This is a genomic window from Psychrobacillus sp. L4, assembly GCF_042944905.1.
Lineage (GTDB): Bacteria > Bacillota > Bacilli > Bacillales_A > Planococcaceae > Psychrobacillus.
On the sequence record NZ_CP168496.1, the window covers coordinates 2,856,891 to 2,878,411 of the forward strand.

General features: G+C 35.4%; 24 protein-coding genes. 7 read left to right on the plus strand and 17 right to left on the minus strand.

The window, feature by feature from the left end:
• Positions 1-18 precede the first annotated feature (18 nt).
• The 4 genes from ACEPXG_RS13750 (at position 19) to ACEPXG_RS13765 (ending at position 4,690) form a co-directional block, all read left to right on the plus strand.
• Complete coding sequence (locus tag ACEPXG_RS13750; RefSeq protein WP_391203448.1) at positions 19-1,428, plus strand: ISLre2 family transposase; 1,410 nt, start codon at positions 19-21, stop codon at positions 1,426-1,428.
• Between the two features lie 187 nt (positions 1,429-1,615).
• A complete protein-coding gene (locus ACEPXG_RS13755; RefSeq protein ID WP_391203451.1) occupies positions 1,616-2,518 on the plus strand; it encodes a DoxX-like family protein in 903 nt (300 codons plus the stop codon).
• Between the two features lie 11 nt (positions 2,519-2,529).
• Entirely contained in the window at positions 2,530-3,141 is a 612-nt protein-coding gene (locus tag ACEPXG_RS13760) for a DUF4166 domain-containing protein (RefSeq protein ID WP_391203453.1), read from the plus strand.
• On the plus strand, positions 3,131-4,690 hold the full coding sequence (locus ACEPXG_RS13765) for a YndJ family protein (protein ID WP_391203456.1): 1,560 nt from the start codon (positions 3,131-3,133) through the stop codon (positions 4,688-4,690). The genes ACEPXG_RS13760 and ACEPXG_RS13765 overlap by 11 nt, the downstream gene beginning before the upstream one ends.
• A 93-nt stretch (positions 4,691-4,783) precedes the next feature.
• On the opposite strand, the gene ACEPXG_RS13770 is transcribed toward ACEPXG_RS13765, so the two are convergent.
• From ACEPXG_RS13770 to ACEPXG_RS13815, 10 genes are all read right to left on the minus strand, one after another.
• Positions 4,784-5,749 carry an Rpn family recombination-promoting nuclease/putative transposase gene (locus ACEPXG_RS13770; RefSeq protein ID WP_391203459.1) on the minus strand — a complete coding sequence of 322 codons (966 nt, stop codon included), beginning with the start codon at positions 5,747-5,749 and terminating at the stop codon, positions 4,784-4,786.
• Between the two features lie 107 nt (positions 5,750-5,856).
• Positions 5,857-6,321, minus strand: coding sequence for a hypothetical protein (locus ACEPXG_RS13775; RefSeq protein ID WP_391203462.1), 465 nt, complete (start codon positions 6,319-6,321; stop codon positions 5,857-5,859).
• A complete protein-coding gene (locus tag ACEPXG_RS13780; RefSeq protein WP_391203465.1) occupies positions 6,305-7,102 on the minus strand; it encodes a class I SAM-dependent DNA methyltransferase in 798 nt (265 codons plus the stop codon). Before ACEPXG_RS13780 ends, ACEPXG_RS13775 begins: the two co-directional genes overlap by 17 nt.
• A 20-nt stretch (positions 7,103-7,122) precedes the next feature.
• Positions 7,123-7,965, minus strand: a complete 843-nt coding sequence (locus tag ACEPXG_RS13785; protein WP_391203468.1) for a hypothetical protein — start codon at positions 7,963-7,965, stop codon at positions 7,123-7,125.
• A 12-nt stretch (positions 7,966-7,977) separates the two neighbouring features.
• Positions 7,978-8,724 (minus strand): class I SAM-dependent methyltransferase, encoded by a 747-nt coding sequence (locus ACEPXG_RS13790; RefSeq protein ID WP_391203471.1) that lies wholly within the window; start codon positions 8,722-8,724, stop codon positions 7,978-7,980.
• Between the two features lie 15 nt (positions 8,725-8,739).
• Positions 8,740-9,168 carry an NUDIX hydrolase gene (locus ACEPXG_RS13795; protein WP_391203474.1) on the minus strand — a complete coding sequence of 143 codons (429 nt, stop codon included), beginning with the start codon at positions 9,166-9,168 and terminating at the stop codon, positions 8,740-8,742.
• Between the two features lie 127 nt (positions 9,169-9,295).
• On the minus strand, positions 9,296-9,619 hold the full coding sequence (locus tag ACEPXG_RS13800) for a DUF378 domain-containing protein (RefSeq protein ID WP_391203478.1): 324 nt from the start codon (positions 9,617-9,619) through the stop codon (positions 9,296-9,298).
• 74 nt (positions 9,620-9,693) lie between these two features.
• Positions 9,694-9,870, minus strand: coding sequence for an asparagine synthase (locus ACEPXG_RS13805; protein ID WP_391203481.1), 177 nt, complete (start codon positions 9,868-9,870; stop codon positions 9,694-9,696).
• Positions 9,871-10,092: 222 nt separating this feature from the next.
• Complete coding sequence (locus tag ACEPXG_RS13810; protein WP_391203484.1) at positions 10,093-11,022, minus strand: DUF1835 domain-containing protein; 930 nt, start codon at positions 11,020-11,022, stop codon at positions 10,093-10,095.
• Positions 11,023-11,147: 125 nt separating this feature from the next.
• Positions 11,148-12,029, minus strand: a complete 882-nt coding sequence (locus ACEPXG_RS13815) for a DMT family transporter (protein ID WP_391203487.1) — start codon at positions 12,027-12,029, stop codon at positions 11,148-11,150.
• A gap of 469 nt (positions 12,030-12,498) precedes the next feature.
• On the opposite strand from ACEPXG_RS13815, the gene ACEPXG_RS13820 reads away from it, so the two are divergent.
• Positions 12,499-12,594 (plus strand): putative holin-like toxin, encoded by a 96-nt coding sequence (locus ACEPXG_RS13820; RefSeq protein ID WP_391203490.1) that lies wholly within the window; start codon positions 12,499-12,501, stop codon positions 12,592-12,594.
• 320 nt (positions 12,595-12,914) lie between these two features.
• Here ACEPXG_RS13820 and ACEPXG_RS13825 read toward each other — a convergent pair whose 3' ends face one another.
• The 5 genes from ACEPXG_RS13825 to ACEPXG_RS13845 form a co-directional block, all read right to left on the minus strand.
• On the minus strand, positions 12,915-13,196 hold the full coding sequence (locus tag ACEPXG_RS13825; protein ID WP_391203493.1) for a hypothetical protein: 282 nt from the start codon (positions 13,194-13,196) through the stop codon (positions 12,915-12,917).
• Between the two features lie 9 nt (positions 13,197-13,205).
• Complete coding sequence (locus tag ACEPXG_RS13830; RefSeq protein ID WP_391203496.1) at positions 13,206-13,592, minus strand: SHOCT-like domain-containing protein; 387 nt, start codon at positions 13,590-13,592, stop codon at positions 13,206-13,208.
• A 12-nt stretch (positions 13,593-13,604) separates the two neighbouring features.
• Positions 13,605-13,970, minus strand: coding sequence for a DUF2089 domain-containing protein (locus ACEPXG_RS13835; RefSeq protein ID WP_391209924.1), 366 nt, complete (start codon positions 13,968-13,970; stop codon positions 13,605-13,607).
• A gap of 270 nt (positions 13,971-14,240) precedes the next feature.
• Complete coding sequence (locus tag ACEPXG_RS13840) at positions 14,241-14,915, minus strand: ABC transporter ATP-binding protein (protein WP_391203499.1); 675 nt, start codon at positions 14,913-14,915, stop codon at positions 14,241-14,243.
• 1 nt (position 14,916) lies between these two features.
• Positions 14,917-15,951 (minus strand): ABC transporter permease, encoded by a 1,035-nt coding sequence (locus ACEPXG_RS13845; protein WP_391203502.1) that lies wholly within the window; start codon positions 15,949-15,951, stop codon positions 14,917-14,919.
• Between the two features lie 1,015 nt (positions 15,952-16,966).
• On the opposite strand from ACEPXG_RS13845, the gene ACEPXG_RS13850 reads away from it, so the two are divergent.
• On the plus strand, positions 16,967-17,953 hold the full coding sequence (locus ACEPXG_RS13850; protein ID WP_391203505.1) for a C39 family peptidase: 987 nt from the start codon (positions 16,967-16,969) through the stop codon (positions 17,951-17,953).
• A gap of 220 nt (positions 17,954-18,173) precedes the next feature.
• On the opposite strand, the gene ACEPXG_RS13855 is transcribed toward ACEPXG_RS13850, so the two are convergent.
• On the minus strand, positions 18,174-19,145 hold the full coding sequence (locus ACEPXG_RS13855; protein ID WP_391203509.1) for a DMT family transporter: 972 nt from the start codon (positions 19,143-19,145) through the stop codon (positions 18,174-18,176).
• 136 nt (positions 19,146-19,281) lie between these two features.
• On the opposite strand from ACEPXG_RS13855, the gene ACEPXG_RS13860 reads away from it, so the two are divergent.
• Positions 19,282-20,160 carry a LysR family transcriptional regulator gene (locus tag ACEPXG_RS13860; protein ID WP_391203512.1) on the plus strand — a complete coding sequence of 293 codons (879 nt, stop codon included), beginning with the start codon at positions 19,282-19,284 and terminating at the stop codon, positions 20,158-20,160.
• A gap of 843 nt (positions 20,161-21,003) precedes the next feature.
• Here ACEPXG_RS13860 and ACEPXG_RS13865 read toward each other — a convergent pair.
• A complete protein-coding gene (locus tag ACEPXG_RS13865; RefSeq protein WP_391203515.1) occupies positions 21,004-21,495 on the minus strand; it encodes a GNAT family N-acetyltransferase in 492 nt (163 codons plus the stop codon).
• Positions 21,496-21,521 lie beyond the last annotated feature (26 nt).

The window sequence follows — 21,521 nt, forward strand, 5'->3', positions numbered from 1 at the left end:
CTAGAAAGAGGCCTTCTTATGGAATCCATTATATCAAAAGTCTACCAAATAATAAAGGATACTGATAATCTAATCGAGATGGAAGAAAGTATCCAACTATATATGTACCAAGTGTTTGCTTCTCTTTTGGGGGACGTTTTCACCAAGATAAATCAGGTTATAAAAGAACAAAAACAAGAACTAGGTTGGACGGTGAAGAGAGATGACTGGAAAACAGTTCAATTCACCTTTGGATCTGTTCGTTTCCGTCATACACTTATGGCGGATAAAAAAGGGGATAATCATTACCCTTTGGATGAGTGGTTGGGCTTAAGAAGACACCAACGGCAGAGTTCTTTGGTAGAAGTGAAAGTGGCAGAATTGGCAAGTGAAAATACGTATCGTGAGGCTGCACGTGTGCTGAAAGAGTGGACCGCTGTAGAGGTTAGCCATACGACTGTAGGAAGTATCGTGAAGCGGGTAGGGATGGCACAAGCACAGGCAGATGAAGAAATGGTAGCGGAATTAGAAGAGGCAGCTTCCCTTCCAGAGGGAAAAAAAGTGGACTTCTTCTATGCGGAAGCAGATGGTGTATTTGTTCGAGGAACCGAGAAGAAAAAAAGTTTGGAAGTGCGTCATGCGATTGTACATGAGGGCTGGGATAAAAACGGAAAAAGAGTATCCTTACGTGAACCAAAAGTCATTATGACAACACAGCCCACTACTAAGTTTTGGGGGGAAGTCCAAGCGTTCAGTGCCCATCATTATTCGTTGGAAAATGCCTGCGTTATTACAAACAGTGATGGAGGATTGGGATATACATCCGAGAAGTTTCAAGAAGCCTTTTCCCAATCACGGTTTCCCGTGTTAAATCAATTAGACAAGTATCATATTGCGCAAGCATTGAATCGTGCATTAAGTGGAGGAAAAAGTGACTATAAGAATGGCATTCGGAAGGCTATGAAGGCTCATGAGTTGAAGGACTTTACGTTATGGTTAGATACGTATGAAAGCACGCTAGAAGACCCGAAAAAAATAGAAAAAGTAAACGTGTTTCGCTCTTACATTCAGAATAACTGGGATCGTATTTTTGACTGGCGTGAGAAAGTGGAGAACTCACCAAAGGATGCGAGAAGCCTTGGTGCAATGGAATCGAATCAACGGCATATTTCCTTTCGTATGAAAAAAAGAGGAATGCATTGGAGTCAAGAAGGTGGAGAAGCCATGGTAAAAGTGAAACAAGGCATGTTAAATGGGACATTACGTGATGTGTATCTGCACCATCAGCGTAGAAGTGAAAGACAGCAACGAGAAGTGAAAAAGGTAGTTCGTATGTCCGAGATACTCCGTAATCCCACTAGACCATCCATCGGCGCCAAACAGGGTTCTATTAGCTTGTATATTGCGCATTCAACAGCAATTGGACAACTAGTAAAAAGCTTTAGATAGTACCCTAGATGTATTTGTCAGGTTCTTGGTTTTTAGAACGTGACAAATATATCTAGGCCAGCAAGCGTTAGCGCGGTAGCTTAATAAGTGTACAGATAGAGAGTGCTTAAAATACTGGTGTTAATACTATGTCGAGAAAAACTTGACACATACCATCTTGTGATAAGCTTGACTAGAGGTGAAACGAATGAAGAGGAAAGCCATATATGTTGAAACAGCTATCAATACGGAAATGGAAAAGTTGTGGGATGCCACGCAGAATCCGAAACTGCATGAGCAATGGGATCTTCGCTTTTCTTCTATCACCTATTTACCAAAAGATGAACATGAACCGCAGCATTTTGAATATAAAACGAATATTGGATTTGGTTTAAACATTGCTGGGTGGGGAAAAAGTGTTGGAACTTTTCATGCAAAGGACGATTCGAGAACATCTTCCTTGCACTTTGGGACGGACCAAGCGATTTCTATCATTCGCGAAGGAAAAGGCTATTGGAAGTATAAGCCTGAACTAAATTCGATTATATTTCTTACACAATACGATTATGAAACTAATTTTGGTGCGATAGGTAAGTTCTTTGACCATCTTGTTTTTCGACCACTTATCGGATGGGCAACTGCACTAAGCTTCGATGTATTAAAAAGATGGCTTGAAAAAGGAGAATCTCCATCTGCACAATATAGTCGATTTTTCAGTCATTGGATCATCACACTCTTATTCTTTTTCGTATGGGTATATCAAGGCTTAGTACCTAAATTGATAATGATGCATCCAGAAGAAGTGTCTATGACGAAAAGATTACTAGCTATCACAACAAGTGAAGCAGCTGGCATTGTTGCGACAATTGGCATGGCGGAAATAGTCTTTGGTTTCATTTGGTTACTCTATTCTAATAAAAAAAGATTACTAGGAATACAATTAATCCTTTTCCCACTGCTCACCTTATCAGCCATTTTTGCGGATCCCGCTATTCTTAGTCATCCATTTAATCCTTTAACTTTTAACGTAACTTTATTCGGTCTTTCTATTATTGGATTTTTCATGAGGAAGGATATTCCGTCTGCTAAAAGCTGCAAACGAACAAGATAAGGAGCATTTAAATGTCTATCTATAAACAAATACTTGGTGATCAATTTTATCAGCTTCAGCCAATGCTCCAAAAAAGATATGCACTTCCTGATGGGAAACCTTTTAAAGCAACTGGCACCATGAAGAAAATAAGCGGAGGACCTAAATGGCTGCTCCCCTTGTTTTTGCTTGGAACTCGTTGGAAGTTTTTATTTCCAGAGCAAGGAGAAAGAATTCCTTTTTCTATAGTAAACAGTAGTCGAATCGGGGCAAACGGCGAGAACCAAGTCCACTGGGAAAGAATCTTTCAGTTTCCTAAAAAGAAAAGATATTTTAATGCACTTATGAGCCTAGATTCTAATGAAGACATCGTAAAAGATTATCTAGGAGAACCGAGTTTATTTTACTCCGAACTGGCTTTCTTTGTTTCAAAAGAAGGACATATGCAAATTGAATCAAGAAAACAGCGATTGGTTCTTGGATTAATTGAAATTCCCCTATCCAGAATTTTTCAAGGTATTGTACAAGCAAATGAATATTATATAGAAGAAAGAGACGTTTTTTCGATACATGTCGTCATTACGAATCCGTTAATCGGCATTTTATTTGAATATGAAGGAGAATTTCGAGCGAATGACTTTTAAAAGTATTGTATTAATGCATATTATTTTATTTCTAGCTACTATGTTTTTTAGTGTAACACCTTGGTATTTTTTAATGCTAACAGTTGCTCAACTTTTATTTGTACCATTCACTTTACAATTAATCTTGAAACAAGAAAATCGAATGTATTATTATTTTGCGATACCAGCTTTTGCATCTGTTTTTATTTTACAAATAACGACGGATACAAAGTTCGATATATTATTTGCAAGCATTTATCTACTTTTTACATTAGTCATTGCTTTATATGGATTCGGCCGTTTTATCCGCCGAGGCTTTGCGCATTTAGAAGAATTTTCGATTGATGCTGGGATGATGTATTTATTCATTGGGGGTATTTGGTTCTTTTCTTCTGTTGCCGAAATTGATACGGGTTTTTCACCTATTCTTACATGGTTAACTGGAATTCACTTTCATTATTCTGCTTTCTTATTGCCCATTTTCGTAGGATTTCTTGGTCGTTTATATAAGACAACTGCATATAAAATATTCTGTACCATCATTTTAATTTCTCCGATCGTTGTAGCAATAGGTATAACCTTCTTCCCTTGGCTTGAAGTTGTTTCCGTGCTTCTTTATATTATTGGGATTTATGGACTAATTGTATTAACTATTAAAACCACTTTTGCAAGTGTACGACAAAAAGTGTTTGTGCTTATATCATTCGGTTCGTTAGGGGTTACCATTATTTTCTCCTTACTGTATGCTACAAGAATTTTTAGTATAGGCATTGATTTTATGCTTCGTTTTCATGGTTTTTTTAATTGTATTTTATTCGCCATTTGTGGAATTATTGGTTGGTCCATTTTCACGCCTCCATCCAAAAGGCAAGATTGGCTTTTTCCCGTTAGCAAAGTTAAAGGAAAGTACATAATTGGAGAGCAAATTTTAACTGATCATCTGGAGAAGAGAACTTACAAAGGGCTTGTCGATGATATGAATATGTATGTGGAGAAGGAAACCATATCTGCTACCATCATCGATTTTTACGAAAATACAACTCAATACAGATTATTCTCTGAGGTGCATTGGCACACTTGGTTTAAGCCATTTGCAGCTATTTATAAACTTATTAGTAGGAGAATACAGCAACTCAACCTACCTTATTCTAATAAACAAATGGAAATGACTGGAGATATAGTTGCAATAGAAGACGGCCGCACAAAAACAAGGGCATGGGTCCGAAAAATTAATGAAGAGATCATTTTTGTCGCTCTCTACTCATCCCATCGAGCGAATAATAAAACGTATATGAATATCGCTTTGCCACTGCCAAGGTCATCAATGGTTGGAATACTGGAATTGCATCAGCAGGGAGAGAAGCTTGTCTTAACAAGCAAAGGAGCTAGTGATTCGGATATGGGAATCTATTTAGCTACTAATAAATACGTATTCAAATTACCACTACAAGAAAAATTTTTGCTAGAGGAAATAAATGAGGGAGAGCTTCGTGCTAAGCATGAAATGCGGATATTTTCTTTGCCTTTTTTAACGATTAATTACGTGATTCATAGAAAAGAAATGTCTTAAGGTCATTCACTTGACCTTAAGACAGCTTTTCCCAATAGAACATTATAAGAATTTCCCTTTACGAAATATCTGACTATCATTGACTAAAAAAAATCAAAAGCCAGCTTTCTTTTTTAGTTCCTCTACTCTTTCTATGGAAAGTTCGGTTGCTTTTGCAATATCCTCTAAACTTAAATTTGTCTGTAGTAATCTATATGCAGTTTTCTCGTTAGCAATTTGAGTACCTTGTTCTAAACCTTTTTCTAAACCTTTTTCCAACGCAGCCTTTTCTCGTAGTTCTGCTTCCCTGATAATCGATTCTTCATCCATTACCTGCTTTAAACGAGTACGATACGCTAATAATCCATCAGGAGTAGAACTAATCTCTTCCCAAATAGCAAAGGCATCCATTAGATGTTCATCTTTCATAGCAATCTCCTCCAATTCCTTGTAAATATCCTCATATACACGGTCTTTTCGATGATCAACAATACCAAGTAATAATAGCCATCGTGCTAATACGTCATTCCAAGGATCAAGTCGTTCTTCCTTCCAATGCCTTAGTAATTTTGGTATCTCAATAAAGTGAAATTCCATTATATTGTCCATACGAAATTTTTCTTCATCTTCGTATAAGTGAAAAGTTGTATGAAATAAGTCTGTTTCTGAAAATAAATTAAAGTTCAAAATGTTTAATGTAATTGTAGGATTTAATTCAGCATAACCCATACCTTTCGCAATCTGATCGCTATATACCTGTGACCAATAATAAATAGTACGTTTCACCAGATCATATTTATTCGTGAATTGAATTTCCACATTAACTTGCTGATCATCCTGCGTTTTTACTAAAATGTCTAATCGTGATTGCTTATCATTAAGATACTCGCCACCAATTTCCACATTTTTAAATATGATTTCCTTAATAATATCTCTACCTGTGCGTTTTAAAATCGCATTTAGAAATACGACGGTAATTTCTTTATTTTTTTCACTGCCAAACATTTGTTTAAACGCATAATCTACCTTTAAATCCATTAACTTATCTAACGGAATACGTTTTAATGCTTTTTCACTCACAGTGACCACCCCGCACTTTTTTCTTCAATTATACCATTAATACATTAAATGCCCTGAACATTCTCCTATGTTTAGGCTTAAACCCTGTTTTGTTCCTTCCCAATAGACTACCTGTTATATTCTTTCTGATATTTTTCAAAATATGCATTCAACCAGTCCATATCGATTGTATCATTGACTACTTCGTAATATTTCCCGTTATAAATATGAACATATTTTTCCTCCACCGTAACCATAGTAGGATTAGATTTATTATGATGGATTGTGAATCCAAATCTCTTCCCTTTGTAATTAGTATCGAAGAAATTCTCCTTTTGCTTTTTCACTCGATATTGGCTTAAAAAATTTAGAAGTTCATCTACTGGCTCTATATCCTTGGTTCCCCACCCATCACTTTTGTCGTCTAGAATAGGAATGCCACTATTTGTAAAGGAAAAACCTATAAAATCACTTTTTTTCAATCGGATTAAATCCTCTAAATCTCGTTCACGATAATCATTCCAATACTTGAATGAAAAAATTGCAATAACTACAATGAATAAAATCAAATATATTTTATTTTTCTTTTTCATAAATCCTCTTTTTACAAACATAAATCATTTCATAGCTTTCGTTACTAATTGGTGTTCCTTTCCAATCCTTATTCACTTGTAAAATATCAAACCCATTTTCGTATAATAGCCTTTCCATTTCTTTTGGATATGTATACCTCAAGCTTATATGCGTTCTTGTTTCATCAACGACAATGCCATCCGCATTTTTAAACTTCCTAATTGTCGTATAGTGTTGAATTTGACTCAAGGCATCATAGTTACTAATCGTATAAACATCTACCTCTTTATTACATGTTACATCTTTATACGTTTTCCAATATTCTTCGGTACTCGGTTGCAGTAACTCTTCTGCGTTAGGAAACCTCGTTCCAAAAATAAAAATTCCATCCTCCTCTAAATGTGCATGGATAGAAGATAAAAGCATGTTTTGAGATTCATTCGTATGAAAATGTTGAAAGGAGTTCCCTACCATATAGATTAATGGACTTTGACAATTTAAATTTAGTTGAGTGCAGTCTTGCTCCAACCATTCAATCTGTAATTGAAGTTCTTCTGCTTTTTTCTTTGCTTGTTCAAGCATACCCGCATGTAGGTCAACCCCAATTAAGTTTAAGCCTTTTTGTGCTAAAGGAATCGTTATTCTCCCTGTACCACAAGCTAAATCAATGATGGTGCCTCTATTCTTTGAAGCCCACTCCATTAGAAATGGGATTTCCCCCACATAAGCATTATTTTCGATATCATAGGAAACTGAATTATCATATTCTTCCAAATTGTCATTCATTATTGTATTTGTCATGAGATTCTCCTTATTCGTTATTATTCTTGAAACAACCATTGTTTCACTCTCTCTTCAAAGTTCTCATCTTTCCAAGCTACTATTGCAGCCATTTCTCCTAGTTTGTTCACTTCATATTGAAAGAACAAATCTCCTATGAAATATGCTAATCTACTGTATCCAAACTTTTTTCCTCCATTGATGGAAAACCACTCATGAAATAGTTCATCTCGTGTTAAAGTTAAATAATCATCTACAAATGCTTTCTTTATTTCGCTTGTATTAGCATGAGCGAAAGCTAGCCAATCATAGCCCTCGTCATTATAAGAAAAATAGATAGAAGGATGTAGGTTTACAACTGTCTTTCGAGACAGATGGGTGGCTGATCCTTCTTGATAAAGCCCAATAAGTAGACTAGTCCATTTGATCTTAGTCCAGTCTATACCTACTTGATCTGACAGTATATTCTGTGCTGCATGACCAAATTCATGTGCAACGATTACCCTCAAATGTTCAGGATTAGGTGATAATTTTTCTAATGCAAACGTGATGTTCGGAATGATTTGACGGTGGGTGTAGGCATTTGAGCCAAAACCTCCCACGATCAGGTTGATATCTACAGGAAAAGAAATTTGATAAAGTTCCCTATATTCTCCCTCTATTTCTTCAATTACTGGGAGAATATTTTTGTGCACTTGCTTTATAATTGTAAAATGCTGCGGATATTTTTTAATTGATTCACTATGCCTTTCTTCCGTGTCCTTACAATGAAAAGCAAAATATTCTTCAAAGATATCCGGATACTTTTCATAATAACTTCTTAAAAAATCAATGGAGGGTTCATAATTTTCAAGAAAGTATGGAACTGTGTCATAGATTTTCAATTAGTTATCCTCCTAAAGCTTTCTACATTTAATAATTAACGTAGTTGGTATAGATTTTGCTTTTTCGTATGAGTACCATCTATTTTCATGCCTTTTAATGTCTTCTTCAGAGCACCAAACATCCTCCACCACTTTCTCAATCTGAAAACCGTGATTAATTAATGTATTAATATACGTACTGATTCTAAACTGTTGCATAATTGCGGGGTTCCCCCATCCCTCATGGTCGTATGGACCTTCCTCATGATACGATTTATTAAAAGTTAGGACTCCATCTTCATTACTTACTCGGCTATGCAATGGATGCTCCCAACTAAAAATAAAAAGGCCACCTTGTTTCAAATATTTATTAATATTGGATAACGTCTTGTCTAAATCAGTTGTCCAACCTAGAGCATAGATAGAATATACAATGTCAAAATAGTTATGTGGCAAGCCTGGATTAACTTCCATTGGTAATTGAAATAGTTGAACAGGTGAACCACAACCCGCTAGTAATAGGTTCGCAGAATTAATTTGTTTTTCAGATAGATCTAAGCCCCATAGTTCAGCTGCATTTCGCTGATTCATATATTGTAATGAATGCCCACTACCACACCCGATGTCTAACACTTTTAAATTCGTAATATCCCCAAATAGATTAAGATTATCTTCAAGTGGAGCCATTGGTCCATACTCAGGAAGTGGATTTCTTCCATAAAAACGTTCTGCTGCAGCTTCCCAACTATGTTTGTTTTTTTCTAGTGACTTAGTATTCATGTTCGAATCCCTCCATCATTTTCTGATCCTCAAAGCCTCGGCTGCTACAATACTGTCGCGCAAATAGGATTGTATTTCCTCGTTTTTTACAATTTCATCCGCAGTCATCCAGTGAATAGATTCCACCTCATCTGGACTTTTGGCGTATGGTTCCCCTTTATCGAATTCACAAAGAAAAACAATGTCTACAACCTCTTTGTCATTTGCCAATACAAAAGAAGTATTCCGTACATATTGAATAGGATCCTTTACTTCAACCCCAACTTCTTCAAACAACTCACGTCGAAGTGTTCTTTCCAAAATATCTCGAGAATCACCTTCATTGTCTACTGTTCCACCTACTAAAGCCAATTCTCCTCCTGCATGTTCTTCCTTTTTGCTTCTTCTGATTAAAAGCCACTTATCATCTCTAAATACTGCACCTTCCACATTTACAAAAAACATTTGTATTCTCCTTCCATAAAGCCATTATGTTATCTTCGTGATGTGTTACAATATTTCCTTTCCTTTTTACAAAAAGCATAAAAAAACTGACAACCCAGTGATAGGGTTATCAGTTTTTTATCGGAGACTAATCTTTATCATAGTCCTTTTTAGAAACGTCTCTTACATCTGTAAAGTCTGGTTCGTCACCAAGTTCAGTTCCTAAATTAGGATTTCTGTAGCTTCTATGATCTCTGTCTGAAACTACATCTACGTCTCCAACAGGGTCAAACAGAAGTGGTAAGCATAGTAGTCCACTTAGTCCAACAAGACTAAAAATTATTCTAGATAATCCTGTAGTCTCTCCACCAAATATAGAGGAGACTAAATCGTACCTGAAAAACCCAATTAGACCCCAGTTGATCGCACCAATTATAACTAAGACTAAAGCAATCCGAGATATAATTCTCATGGATTAACACCTCCTTATGTTTTATGTGGAGCAAGTTATAAAGGGAAGGAAAGAATGCCTTCCCTTACGAATCTTTAGCGACGATGTTCGACTAAATCGATTGCCCCTAATACAATATGAGCTAAACCGAAACCAATAATCGAACTCGATATTAACGGTGAAATGCTTCTATTGTTACGCAATACCATACCTGTAGTTGTTACGGCTGTTCCAAGTACTGTAGGGATTAAACCTTCTCGTATATTCTCCATAAAAACACTCCTTTCGCTAATTGCTAAGATTCGTCCTTATCTTTCGCAATAAACACCCGTTTAATACAGACCAATGAAATTAATGCTTTTAGAAAATAAATTGCATTAAAAAGGACTTTTATTATTATGTGCAAAAATTATTAATTTATTTTCGAAACGTTTTTATAAAATCAAAAAAGTCGATATCCTGATTGTTAAGGAATCGACTCTTCATTATTCTGCTTAACTGGAAGCATTCTTTTGTATATGAACACCGGCAATCCACCAATCGATCCCCACAAAATCCAACCGATTTTTCTTCCCGTTTAACACATCTAAACCGTGAGATGTTAATTCTAACTTGGCATTTGACGAAGAAAGTTGATAACTTGGCAAAGGAAGATCACTTGAAAGTAACGGATTCTTTCCCTTCATTAATTCGTTTAAAATAGCAGCAAAATGCAAATCGCTTAATCCAGCATTTACTCTTTTTTCAGTTACGATCCTAAATAACTCGTAGAATTGGCATACTCCTTCGTTAATTAGATGAAGCGATAAGTATTCCACTTCATTTAAGCCAGTTTTTGGAGATGGAAAATAACTTTCATGCTCTTTAAAAACTGGAAGAAGAAAAGGAAGAAAATGCTGTTCTGTTTGAATCCATTTTTCAATATCCTCTTTATTATTCGAGTTATATGCTATCCAACCTGAAACAGCCTCATGAATTTGTTCCATTGTTATCTCTTTTTTATCATCTACTAGTGCCATTAATTGTTGGGAAGATAACTGACCCAATCCATGGAAAGGATAAATGCCAGGGTATTGGTCAATACTTATCATGGATAGCTTTTCAAATCCCTTTGAAGATAGTTCTGTTAATAAATACATGAGCATTGTTTGGTCATACCGATCATGCTCAAACCAAAGAACAACCTCCTCATTTGTTGATATATTATTTAGAAGGTGATTTTGTTTCTCACAATTGGAAATAAAAAATGCGGAAGGAATACCTAGTCTTTCCTCAAAAAAAATAGCACGCCTTTGTATTTGCTTCTCTTTTGACCATTCTAAACTCAATGGACCAAAATCATACATCTCTCTCCATACAATAATTTCTCCATCTATTCCTTGAATCTTATTTCCTACTGCATCTCCATTTACAATATGTATCATTTACAATCCCCTTTATTTCTATCCATTTTTCTTCATTCTTCTTTTAATTCTCCAATGGTTAAGATTTACCCTTTTTTTAACAATAAAAAAAAGCGTCTCTATCCATTGTAGAAACGCTCTCTTACTCAAATTATTTCTTCCATACTTTTCTTTTTCAAAAAACCAAACTTCGTTTCAGATATGATAATTGCAAAAAGTATGAGGATTGCACCGATAGTCATTTTAAATGTCATTACTTCACTTAAAATGACTATCGAAAACGCCATTCCCCAGAAGGATTCTGTTGATAAAATAATTGCTGCTTTTGTTTCCGAAGTGTATTTCTGAGCAACTGTTTGCATTAAAAAAGCAATCGTTGTTGAAAAAACACCTAGGTAAAGAAGGTTCATGATCCCTTCTGTTTCCAAAGAAAAGGAAGATTCTCCTCTGAATAGTACAACAACACATCCTACAATTCCTGCAACGATCATTTGAACAATCGTAAGAGCAACTGGATCCTCATTTTTTACAAACTTAGATGTATAAAATATATGAAATGCAAAACCAATCGCACAACAGAGAGTTAGCAAATCTCCTATATTAATTTCAGAAGAAAACTTAAGAGATAATACCGCTATACCAATTATGGCCAAAACTGCACCAATTAATTCGAACATATCAATTTTCCTCTTGTATAAGAAAAGTCCAATAAAAGGTACAATTACAACGTTTACTGATGTTAAGAATGCATTTTTCGACGGAGTTGTATATTGCAGTCCTACAGTTTGAAGAGCAAAACCAAGATATAGAATGATTCCTAATAAGGTTCCTTTCATTAAAGTACTTTTATTTACTTTCTTTAGTTTTTTGTGAAATACAATACTTAGTATAACTGCACCAATTAAGAATCTTCCCGCTAGAATTTGATAAGGAGTATAATATTCTAACGAAATGGCACTTGAAACAAATCCACTTCCCCATATAATGGCTGTTATTATCAATAATATTTCACCTATGTATTTTTGCAAGTAATCCACCAACCTTTTTTCAATATTCTTAGTATAGCTTATTACCTAAAAAAAAGAGCCTACTTTCTACAATTTTTCTTGGCAGTAGAAGTAGCTCTCAAATATAAAGTATTACGTCATAATCATCATTTAGTAAACTCAGACTAGACTACCAGACTTCCTAAAAATTATACCTCGGTGTCATAGCACGCAAGATTATTATCGATCCACAGTTGCGTAGGCTCGTCGCAGTAGGCAAGGTGCTGAGTAATGTTAAATTAGCTTCGCCATTATTATATTTGTAACCTTATATGTCCCGGAGACTGTTTTGCTGTTGTGCTGCCGTCCTATTCAGAAAATTCAACGTAAACAGCATATGTGTATGGTATAATTTAAGAGTAATAGAATAGGGTTTCAAGGGCGGTTAGCATTTCATTCCGATTTACTTTTCACCGATATTTTTTGGTGAGGAGAGGAAGGAGATGTTGCTATGACTACTTTCCAAGTATTGGTGCTAATGATTGGCTTTTCTACGTTAATCGTATCTATTCTTGCACTGTCATATACTTTTTCACAAAAAAAGTAAACCGCCCCTACAACCTAGTCAGTGACGGGACGGTTTACTCTACCTAAACTGCTGATCGCCTTTGGAGCGATACTATTTTATTGCAAGACTGTTTTGGTGTTAGTTGCACCAAACAGTCTTTTTTAATATACTCAATTTCTATTTCATTATAACATAATTGCAGGAATTTTCAATGAATAACCGTTATTATACAGGTTCACTATGCTAGACACAACTTCATAACAAATGTCTAATTTATTTCTAACACAAGGAGCGTATTCAAAAGCATCTTATTAAGCTGTAGAATAAAATGCTTTTTTAGTTTTTGCCTATTCAATCATCTACAACCTTATAAAAACTTCTGTTCCATCTTTTGCTTTTACGTCAACTATACTAAGCCCTCTATGCCTTTTCAGTTCTTTCACAATTTCCTGTAATTCCTTTTTATTAAATTGCGGAATCATAACTGACATTTCTTTTCCCTTCATGCCTTCAATGGTCCATTTGTTTATCATTTTATTCAACAATTGGGAAGAAAGTATAGTAATACCGATGTTTAACACCAGATAAGGAACTGGAATAGAGAGTCTTACTGCCTTTGATTTCACCTTTACGTTTAACATATGGGTACTCTATTCAATCGTAACGGAAATTGTGTCGCCATTTGCAGATCTAACATCGACAATTTGTCCGTCTAATTCATTTTCAATTGCATCTAGAATTAAACTAATATCGATATCCTTTACATATTTTTGCGATTGAGGAATACTCGAAGCAATATTGTGACCAGCTAATAATACAACTTTCACAAGCTTAATTGGCAAATTGACATTAACATTATCATTTTCAGCTGATACAACACGTACTTTCAACATTTTGTCTGCATAGGTAGTAGACCTTGGTGAAGTAGTGCTTCCAGATTCTCTAACTTTTAATACTTGGATAAGCTCAGATGCCTTTGCTGCATCCACTTTCCCTTCCTGTACCATATTTAATACTTTTTCAATTTCTGCATTCATCTCTAATTCCCCCTATTCATCTTTTAAAAGCTTCAGCGCTTCTTCCGAAGTTATTTCTCCGCTTTCTAACATTTCAATAACTTTTTTCTCGTCCACTTCGTTTTTCTTCTTTGTTTCGTATCCAAGGGAACTAACAACCTCATTTAATTTCCCCCGAACTGTTGGATATGAAATCCCCAATTCCTTTTCAACTTCCTTAATATTGCCTCGACATGTTAGAAATACTTCAACAAATCGAAGTTGCTCACTTGAGAGGGAAGCCAATTTGGATAATTCAAATTCATTTTCAATCGTTGTGTGACAATGAGAGCAATGTAGCTTTGTGATTTTTAACGTTTCACTACATACAGGGCAATGACTAATAACTGGATATCCCATATAACTGTTAATTCCTCCTTTCATTTGTATTCATCATATATCAACTACTTTATAAAATCAATATTTTTATTAAATAATTAAATTTTTTTATATTAATTAATAAATAATGTTAATATAAAAATAAAATACATGAAAATGAAATGAAAAATCTTCTTCTTTCTACAAAATTTCTGTAGTGAAAGGTGCTTCACTTTAGTTAATGAAATAATAGAAAAAACAGCCCACTTATACCAAATGTTTTTGGCTCTCGTGGACTGCTTTTAATCCGGATTATAAAACTAACCCATCTTTCATTGTAATAATATGATCCGCGTAAGGGAGCATTTCTTCGTCATGGGTTACCATCAACGTCGTGATGTTCAACGTCTTCGTCAACTCTCGAATCAATGTCATGACGTCTTTCGATCTTTTTGAGTCGAGGCTTGCTGTTGGCTCATCCGCAAATAGCATTTTAGGCTGGTGGATGATTGCACGGGCTATTGCCACTCGTTGTTTTTCTCCACCTGATAATGACGCGGGATAGGCTTCTTTTCGATGATCCATTTCTACCAATTTGAGTGTTTTTTCCACTTCTTCTTTTTGTACACGTTTACTCATCTTCGTTTCTGACACGTCTAGCATTAGCATCAGTTGTTCTTCTACTGTGAGAAATGGGACGAGGTGGGATGATTGAAAAACAAATCCAAACTCGCTTGCTCGTATCTTTCGAATCTGCTCCTGGTTCATGTTCGTCATATTTTTTCCTTGGAAGATTACTTTGCCATCTGATGCGCGTTGCAGTCCTGCGGCAATGGTAAGGATTGTACTTTTACCTGAGCCAGATGCACCAACTAAGGCAGTTATTTCTCCTTCTTGAAGAGAAAGGTTAATACCTTTTAATACTTGTTCTTGCACTTCACCATTCGTAAACGTTTTTGTTACTTCGTCGATTGTAAAGATTGTCATATTACACCTCTCCTTGTTGGATAGCTTGCAATGGTTCCACTTTTTTAATTTGAAGTCCAGAAAGCGTTGCGCCTATAAATCCGATGATTATAAAAATGATCGATAATTGAATAGTTGTAGCGAGTGTTAAGCTGAAAGGCATTCCTTCAGGTGCAATCGTTGCAAAACCTTGGCTTAACGCAACAGACAATACAAGTGCAATCAAGGTGATAACAATCATTTGATACCACATCATACCGAACAATCGGCTTGTTTTAACACCGAGCGCCTTCAAGATTCCGTATAGCCCAATCTTTTGAACGTTCATCATGTAGAAGAATATTGCGAACAACATTCCACTAATGACCACCAAAAACCAAACAATCATATTTAGTGACATTTGTTCCGCATTGTAACTTGGAATCGTATTTAGGAAATCTTTATTAGAAAATGATTGTAAACCCGATATATCTTGTACTTTCTCTTTACCCGGTATGAAAATCAATTGCATTTCATGTGCACGGTAAATTTCTTTATAGTCTTCCATATTAATGAAAGCAACAGGGGCATGACTATATTTTTGTTGATCAACAAATCCCGTCACTTTAAATTCTCCATTAAACTGATTGTTCGTTAAGATATCTCCGACTTTTATCCCATCGTCTTCCATTGAGCGATCGAGGATTACTTCACCTTTACCTACGGATTCAAATAACTTCGAATCTGTTGAAGTGACAAAAGCGACACTATGCTGCTTGTCTTCCGTATCGTTCACAAAACCCATTTGAATCGAAAATGCCATTGCATCTTTCTGTTTATTTAATATGTCTGCTTGTGCATCTACATCTATTCTCGAAAGATTGTACGTTTCATTCGCATCCGCATTCATATAGAATTGTCCATCTGGTAAATCTTTTATCAAAGCCGCATTATCTTGAGATAGCCCATTTGATAATCCAGAAATGATAAATGTTAAAAAGCTGACTAAAAATATGATTGATCCTAATATCGTAAACTTTGCTTTATTCTTTTTCATTTCTTTCCATGCAATATTCATTTTTACGCCGCCTCCGTATTTTCTTGATATCTAGAGTATAGTATCGCTAGGTGAACGGAAGATGAATTCAGTGTTACGCTTTTGGAGAATTTAGTCGAGGAATTATCATAATGAATTTATTGCAGGAAACCACGTCTGTTGATTAACCACTTTCTTACACAAGACACTTGTAAGGAAAGCATTAAAATCTTCGTTAGAATTTGTTTGTTTTCGTTTCGGTACGGACGAAGGTAAAATTTCGGGCACACAGCGTTTTTTTATTACGCATAATATAGAACGGATTTTTTATATAGTGCGCATTAGTTACCGCATGGATTTTCGCTGCAGGGCGGACGCTTTCCGCCGGGTGAGCGATGAGCCATCACCGTCGCATGCGCGCCGTTTGTGATGGCTCATCTGTCTCACTCATCCGGCAGGAGTCGCCGCCCTTTCGCTCCAATCTCATAGAGCCTTGCTAACTATTTGATAGTGCCGCACAACGGCAAAAATATACACTCTATTCATCCGGATACAATCACCCATTAAATAATGCGCAACATAAGATTCTTTTTACGCAACATTAAAAGGCATTTACGCAATATATTGGTTAGTGGTCGCGTTAACAGAGTATTTTATCTAATTTACCGATTTATCGGATATGATTTCTAAGAAGTGCCACATAAAGTTGGATTTAGCGCGGCGGTATGAGACTCCTGCGGGAATAGCGTTAGCTGAAGACCCCGCAGCGCAGCGAGGAGGCTGAGGCAACGCCCGCGGAAAGCGAATACCAGAGCGCTAAATCCAGGTGGTTACTATTTAGAGACTATATGGTGCGCACTATACAAACAACGCTTTCTTTGCCCACTTTAATAAGTTCGATGCTAGTTTATAGAGATACTCTGCATAGATAAAGTTAAGCGGGAATTTATAAAAGCTTACATATTAATAACTTTAGGCAATTTTAACTATTGATACTAAAGAAACTTACTATATAATCAATTCTTGTGTTTAAAAATTATGAAAAGGATGGGGATAAATGAAAAGAACCCTTACAGCAGTTTTAGCATCCGCAATGCTATTATTATCTGCATGCTCAGCAAACTCAGATACAAAAGAAGCGGAAGTTAATAAGGAAGTAGATACAAAAGCGTCAGCCGAAACTACTGTGGCAGTTAAACCACCAACAATTGAAGGTAAAGATTTTGATGAAATGGGTGGAGCAGATGGTTATGCATTTGCGGGAGATAACAAGAATTCTCGCTACTACAAAACACCAGATTTTTATCATGCTAAATCAGATGATCAGTTACTTATTATAGAAAATTTTAAAACGTTCCAACAAACGACTGAATGGTCTTGTGGTCCAGCTACATCCTTAATGGTAGCAAATCATTTTGGTGTAACGGATTTAACGGAGATGGAAATTGCTGAAAAAATGAAAGCAATGACAGATCTTGATATACCAGGAGCAAAGCCTGGCTCAGCAAACAATTTCCCTGAATATGGTTCAGATGTAAGTCAACTCAATGATTTCTTTTCAAGCCTAGAAGGTTTTGAAGTTGTTGATACAAGTTATCGTAAAGATGTTGCAGCATCTGATTTAATTAAAGATACAGATGGCGCTACAGAAAATAACGTAGGTAACCTCCCTGCTACATTTACTTGGAATAGCTTATATGCTTCTGAAAACACTGACACTACAGAAGCTTGGGTTAAAGATGCTAAAGATAGCTATTTTGTTAAATGGTTAACAAATCACTTATCAAATAACCGTCCTATTATGGTTGAATGGTCAGATTGGGACGGGCATTGGCAAGCAATCATTGGTTACGATAATAATGGCACACCAGGCATTGGTGATGATATGTTAATCTTTGCTGATCCTTATGATACTTCCGATCAATGGCAAGATGGCTATTATTTCTATCCATTAGAGCGCTGGTTTGCACAATGGAATGACCGCAATATTGCACCAAAACCATTCCAATTACAACCATATATCGTTGTTGATAAACAGAAATAATTCAGTAATTAAAAAGGTCGACATAATTCATTTAGGTGAATTATGTCGATGTTATTGTTTAGAGCAGGTATTCAAGTTAAGACTATTCTCATGAGTAACTTCTTTTCTTCCGTATATTGTTGTTAAATTCTTCATTAGTTGAGTTATCCCTTTTCAATAAAAAAAGTGTTTTCTTTCTACAGAATTTCATCTGTAAAAGAAAACACTTTTATTCATAAATTTAAGAAACACTTTCTTGTAAACTTCTTTTGACCTGCTTCAGTGCATCAAACTTCTGTCTCATTCTGACAAAAATATTATTGGAAATTAAAGCGAATATGATGAGCCCGACACCTATTACTTCATAAGATGTAACTTCATTGCCTTGAATACCGGAAATAACAAGCGTTGTAACTGGCACGAAGTTAATAAATAATAGACCATTTAAAGGAGAGAGGATACTAACTCCAATATTCCATCCTAGCAAGGCAATAACCCCAGGAAAAATAATCATGAAGGATAAATGCGGACTTACAATTTTGATTGTTTCCATTGTCGGTAAATCTATCTTTCCAGAAAGAGTTAATACAAAAACGATTACAGCCGCAGTTCCTGTTCCTAATAGACAGCTTAACGTTGAATAGCGCAGCGCAGACCAACCTCTAAACTTATTTCCTCCCATTGTATAGACAACCCATCCAATAACCGCTAATAAGATAAGGAAAAATGGAATGATATTGTCTGTTGCAGATAAGAATGCACTAAAATTTCCTTTCGTAATCACGAGCAAAGCGCCGATAAAAGCTAGTAATACACATACTAATGTGAACGTAAATGGTTTTCTTCTATGTAGTATCCAAAATATCACTATAGATATCATCGGCATTAAAGATTCCATAATTGAAGCAACCATCACCCCTGGCCCTCCTAAGAGATTTTCTCCAAAAAAGATTAGTAAGTTATATACAGTAAAAGCCATCGTACCGAAAAACCACAATAGTATCCCTTTTCCTTCAAATCGAAATGCCTGTTTACCTTCTTTCCATAAAAGAATCACAACTAAAATAGCTGTTACTGTTCCATAACGGAAAATAGTAAAGTAAAACGGATCAATATATTTAAAAGCATCATGTGCGACAGGAAACATAGCACCCCATGACACACTCGCAATAAAACATAAAAAAGTACCTAATAAAATATTATTTTTCATCAAACAACAATCTCCTTCTCGGTTTTCCCTTATACATTAAACTTTATAAACCACTATCATGTAAAATGAGTAATATTGATGTTTATTATCATTATTAGTGATACCATAGAAAACATGCATGTTAGAAGGGGGTTCAAAAATGGAGTTTAAAGATTTGGAGATTTTTCAAAAGGTCGCCGAAAAAGGGACTGTCACAGAAGCTGCAAAAGAATTAAGTTATGTACAATCAAATATCACATCGAGAATTCAGAAGCTCGAAACCGAGTTAAATACTCCATTGTTTAACCGACACAATCGTGGAATGAGTTTAACACCCGAAGGAAAAAAACTATTAGTATATTGCGAGAAAATACTTTCGCTAACAAACGAAATGAAAAAAGTGGTGCAAAGTAAAGAAGAACCGTCTGGAAAATTAGAGATTGGCACAGTAGAAACTGTCATAAAACTACCTACTATTTTATCTACTTATACGAAAAAGTATAAGAACGTTGATTTTTCCCTTTTCTCAGGAGTTACGGAAAAGTTACAGGAGAAAGTGTTGAACCACCGTTTGGACGGTGCTTTTGTAACGGAGACAGACATCCATCCTGATTTAATCGCTCACGGTGTTTTTCAAGAAGAGCTTGTTTTAATATCGGATATGAACACGATATCCATTGAACAATTAAAGGACAAGCCATTCTTATGTTTTAGCAAGGGGTGTGGCTATCGAGCAAGACTCGAGGCTTGGTACACAGACGAAAATATTACCCCTAAAAAAGTAATGGAATTCGGCACATTGGAAACCATTTTAAGTAGTGTTGTGGCAGGCCTTGGCATCACATTTGTTCCAAAATCAGCAGTCTCTCACTTGCAAGCAAGAGGCCTAATCAAATGCCATTCTCTACCTGAAAAATATAGTAACATTAAAACAGTTTTTATCCGACGATCGAATACATATTTAACAACAACTATCGAGAAGTTCATCGAAACAATTGAACTTAGCAAAGGGGAAACATCTGAACTACTGTATTTTTAGCCTAGGATGTTTCTCGAAGGAAATTTTTTGCATAAAAAATCCATTAAATATCTGAAAGAGACAAAACATACCAGGAAGGCGACAAATACAATGCGAGCGCTACAATTCTCCGCTAGGACATGACAAAATGCACTTCCAACGCTACAAACAACATTCTTCTGTTACAGTAGAGAAAACTGTAAGGTACTCTGGATAATATAAGAGTTCACTGTATTTTTTTAACAGTTGTCATGATACTAAAAACCATTTTAAAGCGCTAGTATCTAATTACTTGAAATACAAGTAATTCAAACGTATACTAAAGGTAATATCGGAATAAAATAAAAATGACCGTTTGATGCGCTAACATCAAACGGCCAAATATAATAGTGGTTCCCATCAAGGGGGATTGGCTATTGATAGGTAATAACCCATCGAGCTCTCAACTCAAGGATGGGTTATTTTTTATGGTTAAATGACAGAATCACTACGATCAATGTTGCAAAAGCTACTGCGAACATCAATGCTTCGAATACTGACACTAGCACCACCCCCTTTCATACGGGAGTGAGCTAACCACCCTTGAGCTACCAATCTATTATCCTTTAATTATAACACACATATGTTCTATTAAGTATTTTAATCGCACCTTGTTTTTGTATTTCCATCCAGTCGCAATTTACTAATAATACAACTTAACTATTTATTGCAAATTTCTCAGAACGGAAGCTTTTTATCCTCTTGATTATTATCTTTTAATTCTCCAAACGTTATCACTTAGTAACTCCACTTTCGTTTATCCCTACGTTGAGGTATTAACTTTAAACTAATCACATAACATCGACTTCCATACTTTTCTAGAGACTAAGATATTGTAAATGTTTGAATTAAGCAGTTTTCATCATCAACTATTTCATTTTTCTCATCAAATTCAATATTTAGTTGCTCATAAATCTTCTTCCAAAATGAAACTGCCGGTAGATTTTCTTCAAGCTCGATTACAAAGTACTTGCCACGTTTTTCTTTAAATAATTTTTCTAAAGCTTTGCTACCGAATCCTTTTCCCTTGTACTTATTTAGTATGAAAATATCATTCACTCCGAGATCACTTTCCTTTTTCAGAAAAGGTCGTTCTAATAGCAGTAAAAAACCAATAATATTATTCTCGTTCTTTATGAAATAGGGTGAAATTCCTTCTACATTCCAGAAAAAATTAAAATCCTCAAAATGAAAAAAACCATCTATTTCAATATCAATATTTGTTGTGAATCTTGAAAGATCATGAAGATAAAGTGCATATAAATTACGTAAAATAGGTGCTTCTGTTTCTGAAACTAGTTGAAGTGAAATAGTCATTTGTATAGGCCACCTTCAATAATTTT

What these genes read in the sequence shown, in the direction of transcription:
- ACEPXG_RS13805 (WP_391203481.1), bottom strand. Translation starts at nt 9,870, where the DNA reads ATGGAGAATATACGAGAAGGTTTAATCCCTACAGTACTTGGAACAGCC.
- ACEPXG_RS13835 (WP_391209924.1), bottom strand. Translation starts at nt 13,970, where the DNA reads ATGGGATATCCAGTTATTAGTCATTGCCCTGTATGTAGTGAAACGTTA.
- ACEPXG_RS13790 (WP_391203471.1), bottom strand. Translation starts at nt 8,724, where the DNA reads ATGAATACTAAGTCACTAGAAAAAAACAAACATAGTTGGGAAGCTGCA.
- ACEPXG_RS13795 (WP_391203474.1), bottom strand. Translation starts at nt 9,168, where the DNA reads ATGTTTTTTGTAAATGTGGAAGGTGCAGTATTTAGAGATGATAAGTGG.
- ACEPXG_RS13780 (WP_391203465.1), bottom strand. Translation starts at nt 7,102, where the DNA reads ATGACAAATACAATAATGAATGACAATTTGGAAGAATATGATAATTCA.
- ACEPXG_RS13845 (WP_391203502.1), bottom strand. Translation starts at nt 15,951, where the DNA reads ATGAATATTGCATGGAAAGAAATGAAAAAGAATAAAGCAAAGTTTACG.
- ACEPXG_RS13865 (WP_391203515.1), bottom strand. Translation starts at nt 21,495, where the DNA reads ATGACTATTTCACTTCAACTAGTTTCAGAAACAGAAGCACCTATTTTA.
- ACEPXG_RS13760 (WP_391203453.1), top strand. Translation starts at nt 2,530, where the DNA reads ATGTCTATCTATAAACAAATACTTGGTGATCAATTTTATCAGCTTCAG.
- ACEPXG_RS13810 (WP_391203484.1), bottom strand. Translation starts at nt 11,022, where the DNA reads ATGATACATATTGTAAATGGAGATGCAGTAGGAAATAAGATTCAAGGA.
- ACEPXG_RS13800 (WP_391203478.1), bottom strand. Translation starts at nt 9,619, where the DNA reads ATGAGAATTATATCTCGGATTGCTTTAGTCTTAGTTATAATTGGTGCG.
- ACEPXG_RS13850 (WP_391203505.1), top strand. Translation starts at nt 16,967, where the DNA reads ATGAAAAGAACCCTTACAGCAGTTTTAGCATCCGCAATGCTATTATTA.
- ACEPXG_RS13775 (WP_391203462.1), bottom strand. Translation starts at nt 6,321, where the DNA reads ATGAAAAAGAAAAATAAAATATATTTGATTTTATTCATTGTAGTTATT.
- ACEPXG_RS13830 (WP_391203496.1), bottom strand. Translation starts at nt 13,592, where the DNA reads ATGAATGCAGAAATTGAAAAAGTATTAAATATGGTACAGGAAGGGAAA.
- ACEPXG_RS13820 (WP_391203490.1), top strand. Translation starts at nt 12,499, where the DNA reads ATGACTACTTTCCAAGTATTGGTGCTAATGATTGGCTTTTCTACGTTA.
- ACEPXG_RS13750 (WP_391203448.1), top strand. Translation starts at nt 19, where the DNA reads ATGGAATCCATTATATCAAAAGTCTACCAAATAATAAAGGATACTGAT.
- ACEPXG_RS13860 (WP_391203512.1), top strand. Translation starts at nt 19,282, where the DNA reads ATGGAGTTTAAAGATTTGGAGATTTTTCAAAAGGTCGCCGAAAAAGGG.
- ACEPXG_RS13755 (WP_391203451.1), top strand. Translation starts at nt 1,616, where the DNA reads ATGAAGAGGAAAGCCATATATGTTGAAACAGCTATCAATACGGAAATG.
- ACEPXG_RS13825 (WP_391203493.1), bottom strand. Translation starts at nt 13,196, where the DNA reads ATGTTAAACGTAAAGGTGAAATCAAAGGCAGTAAGACTCTCTATTCCA.
- ACEPXG_RS13840 (WP_391203499.1), bottom strand. Translation starts at nt 14,915, where the DNA reads ATGACAATCTTTACAATCGACGAAGTAACAAAAACGTTTACGAATGGT.
- ACEPXG_RS13765 (WP_391203456.1), top strand. Translation starts at nt 3,131, where the DNA reads ATGACTTTTAAAAGTATTGTATTAATGCATATTATTTTATTTCTAGCT.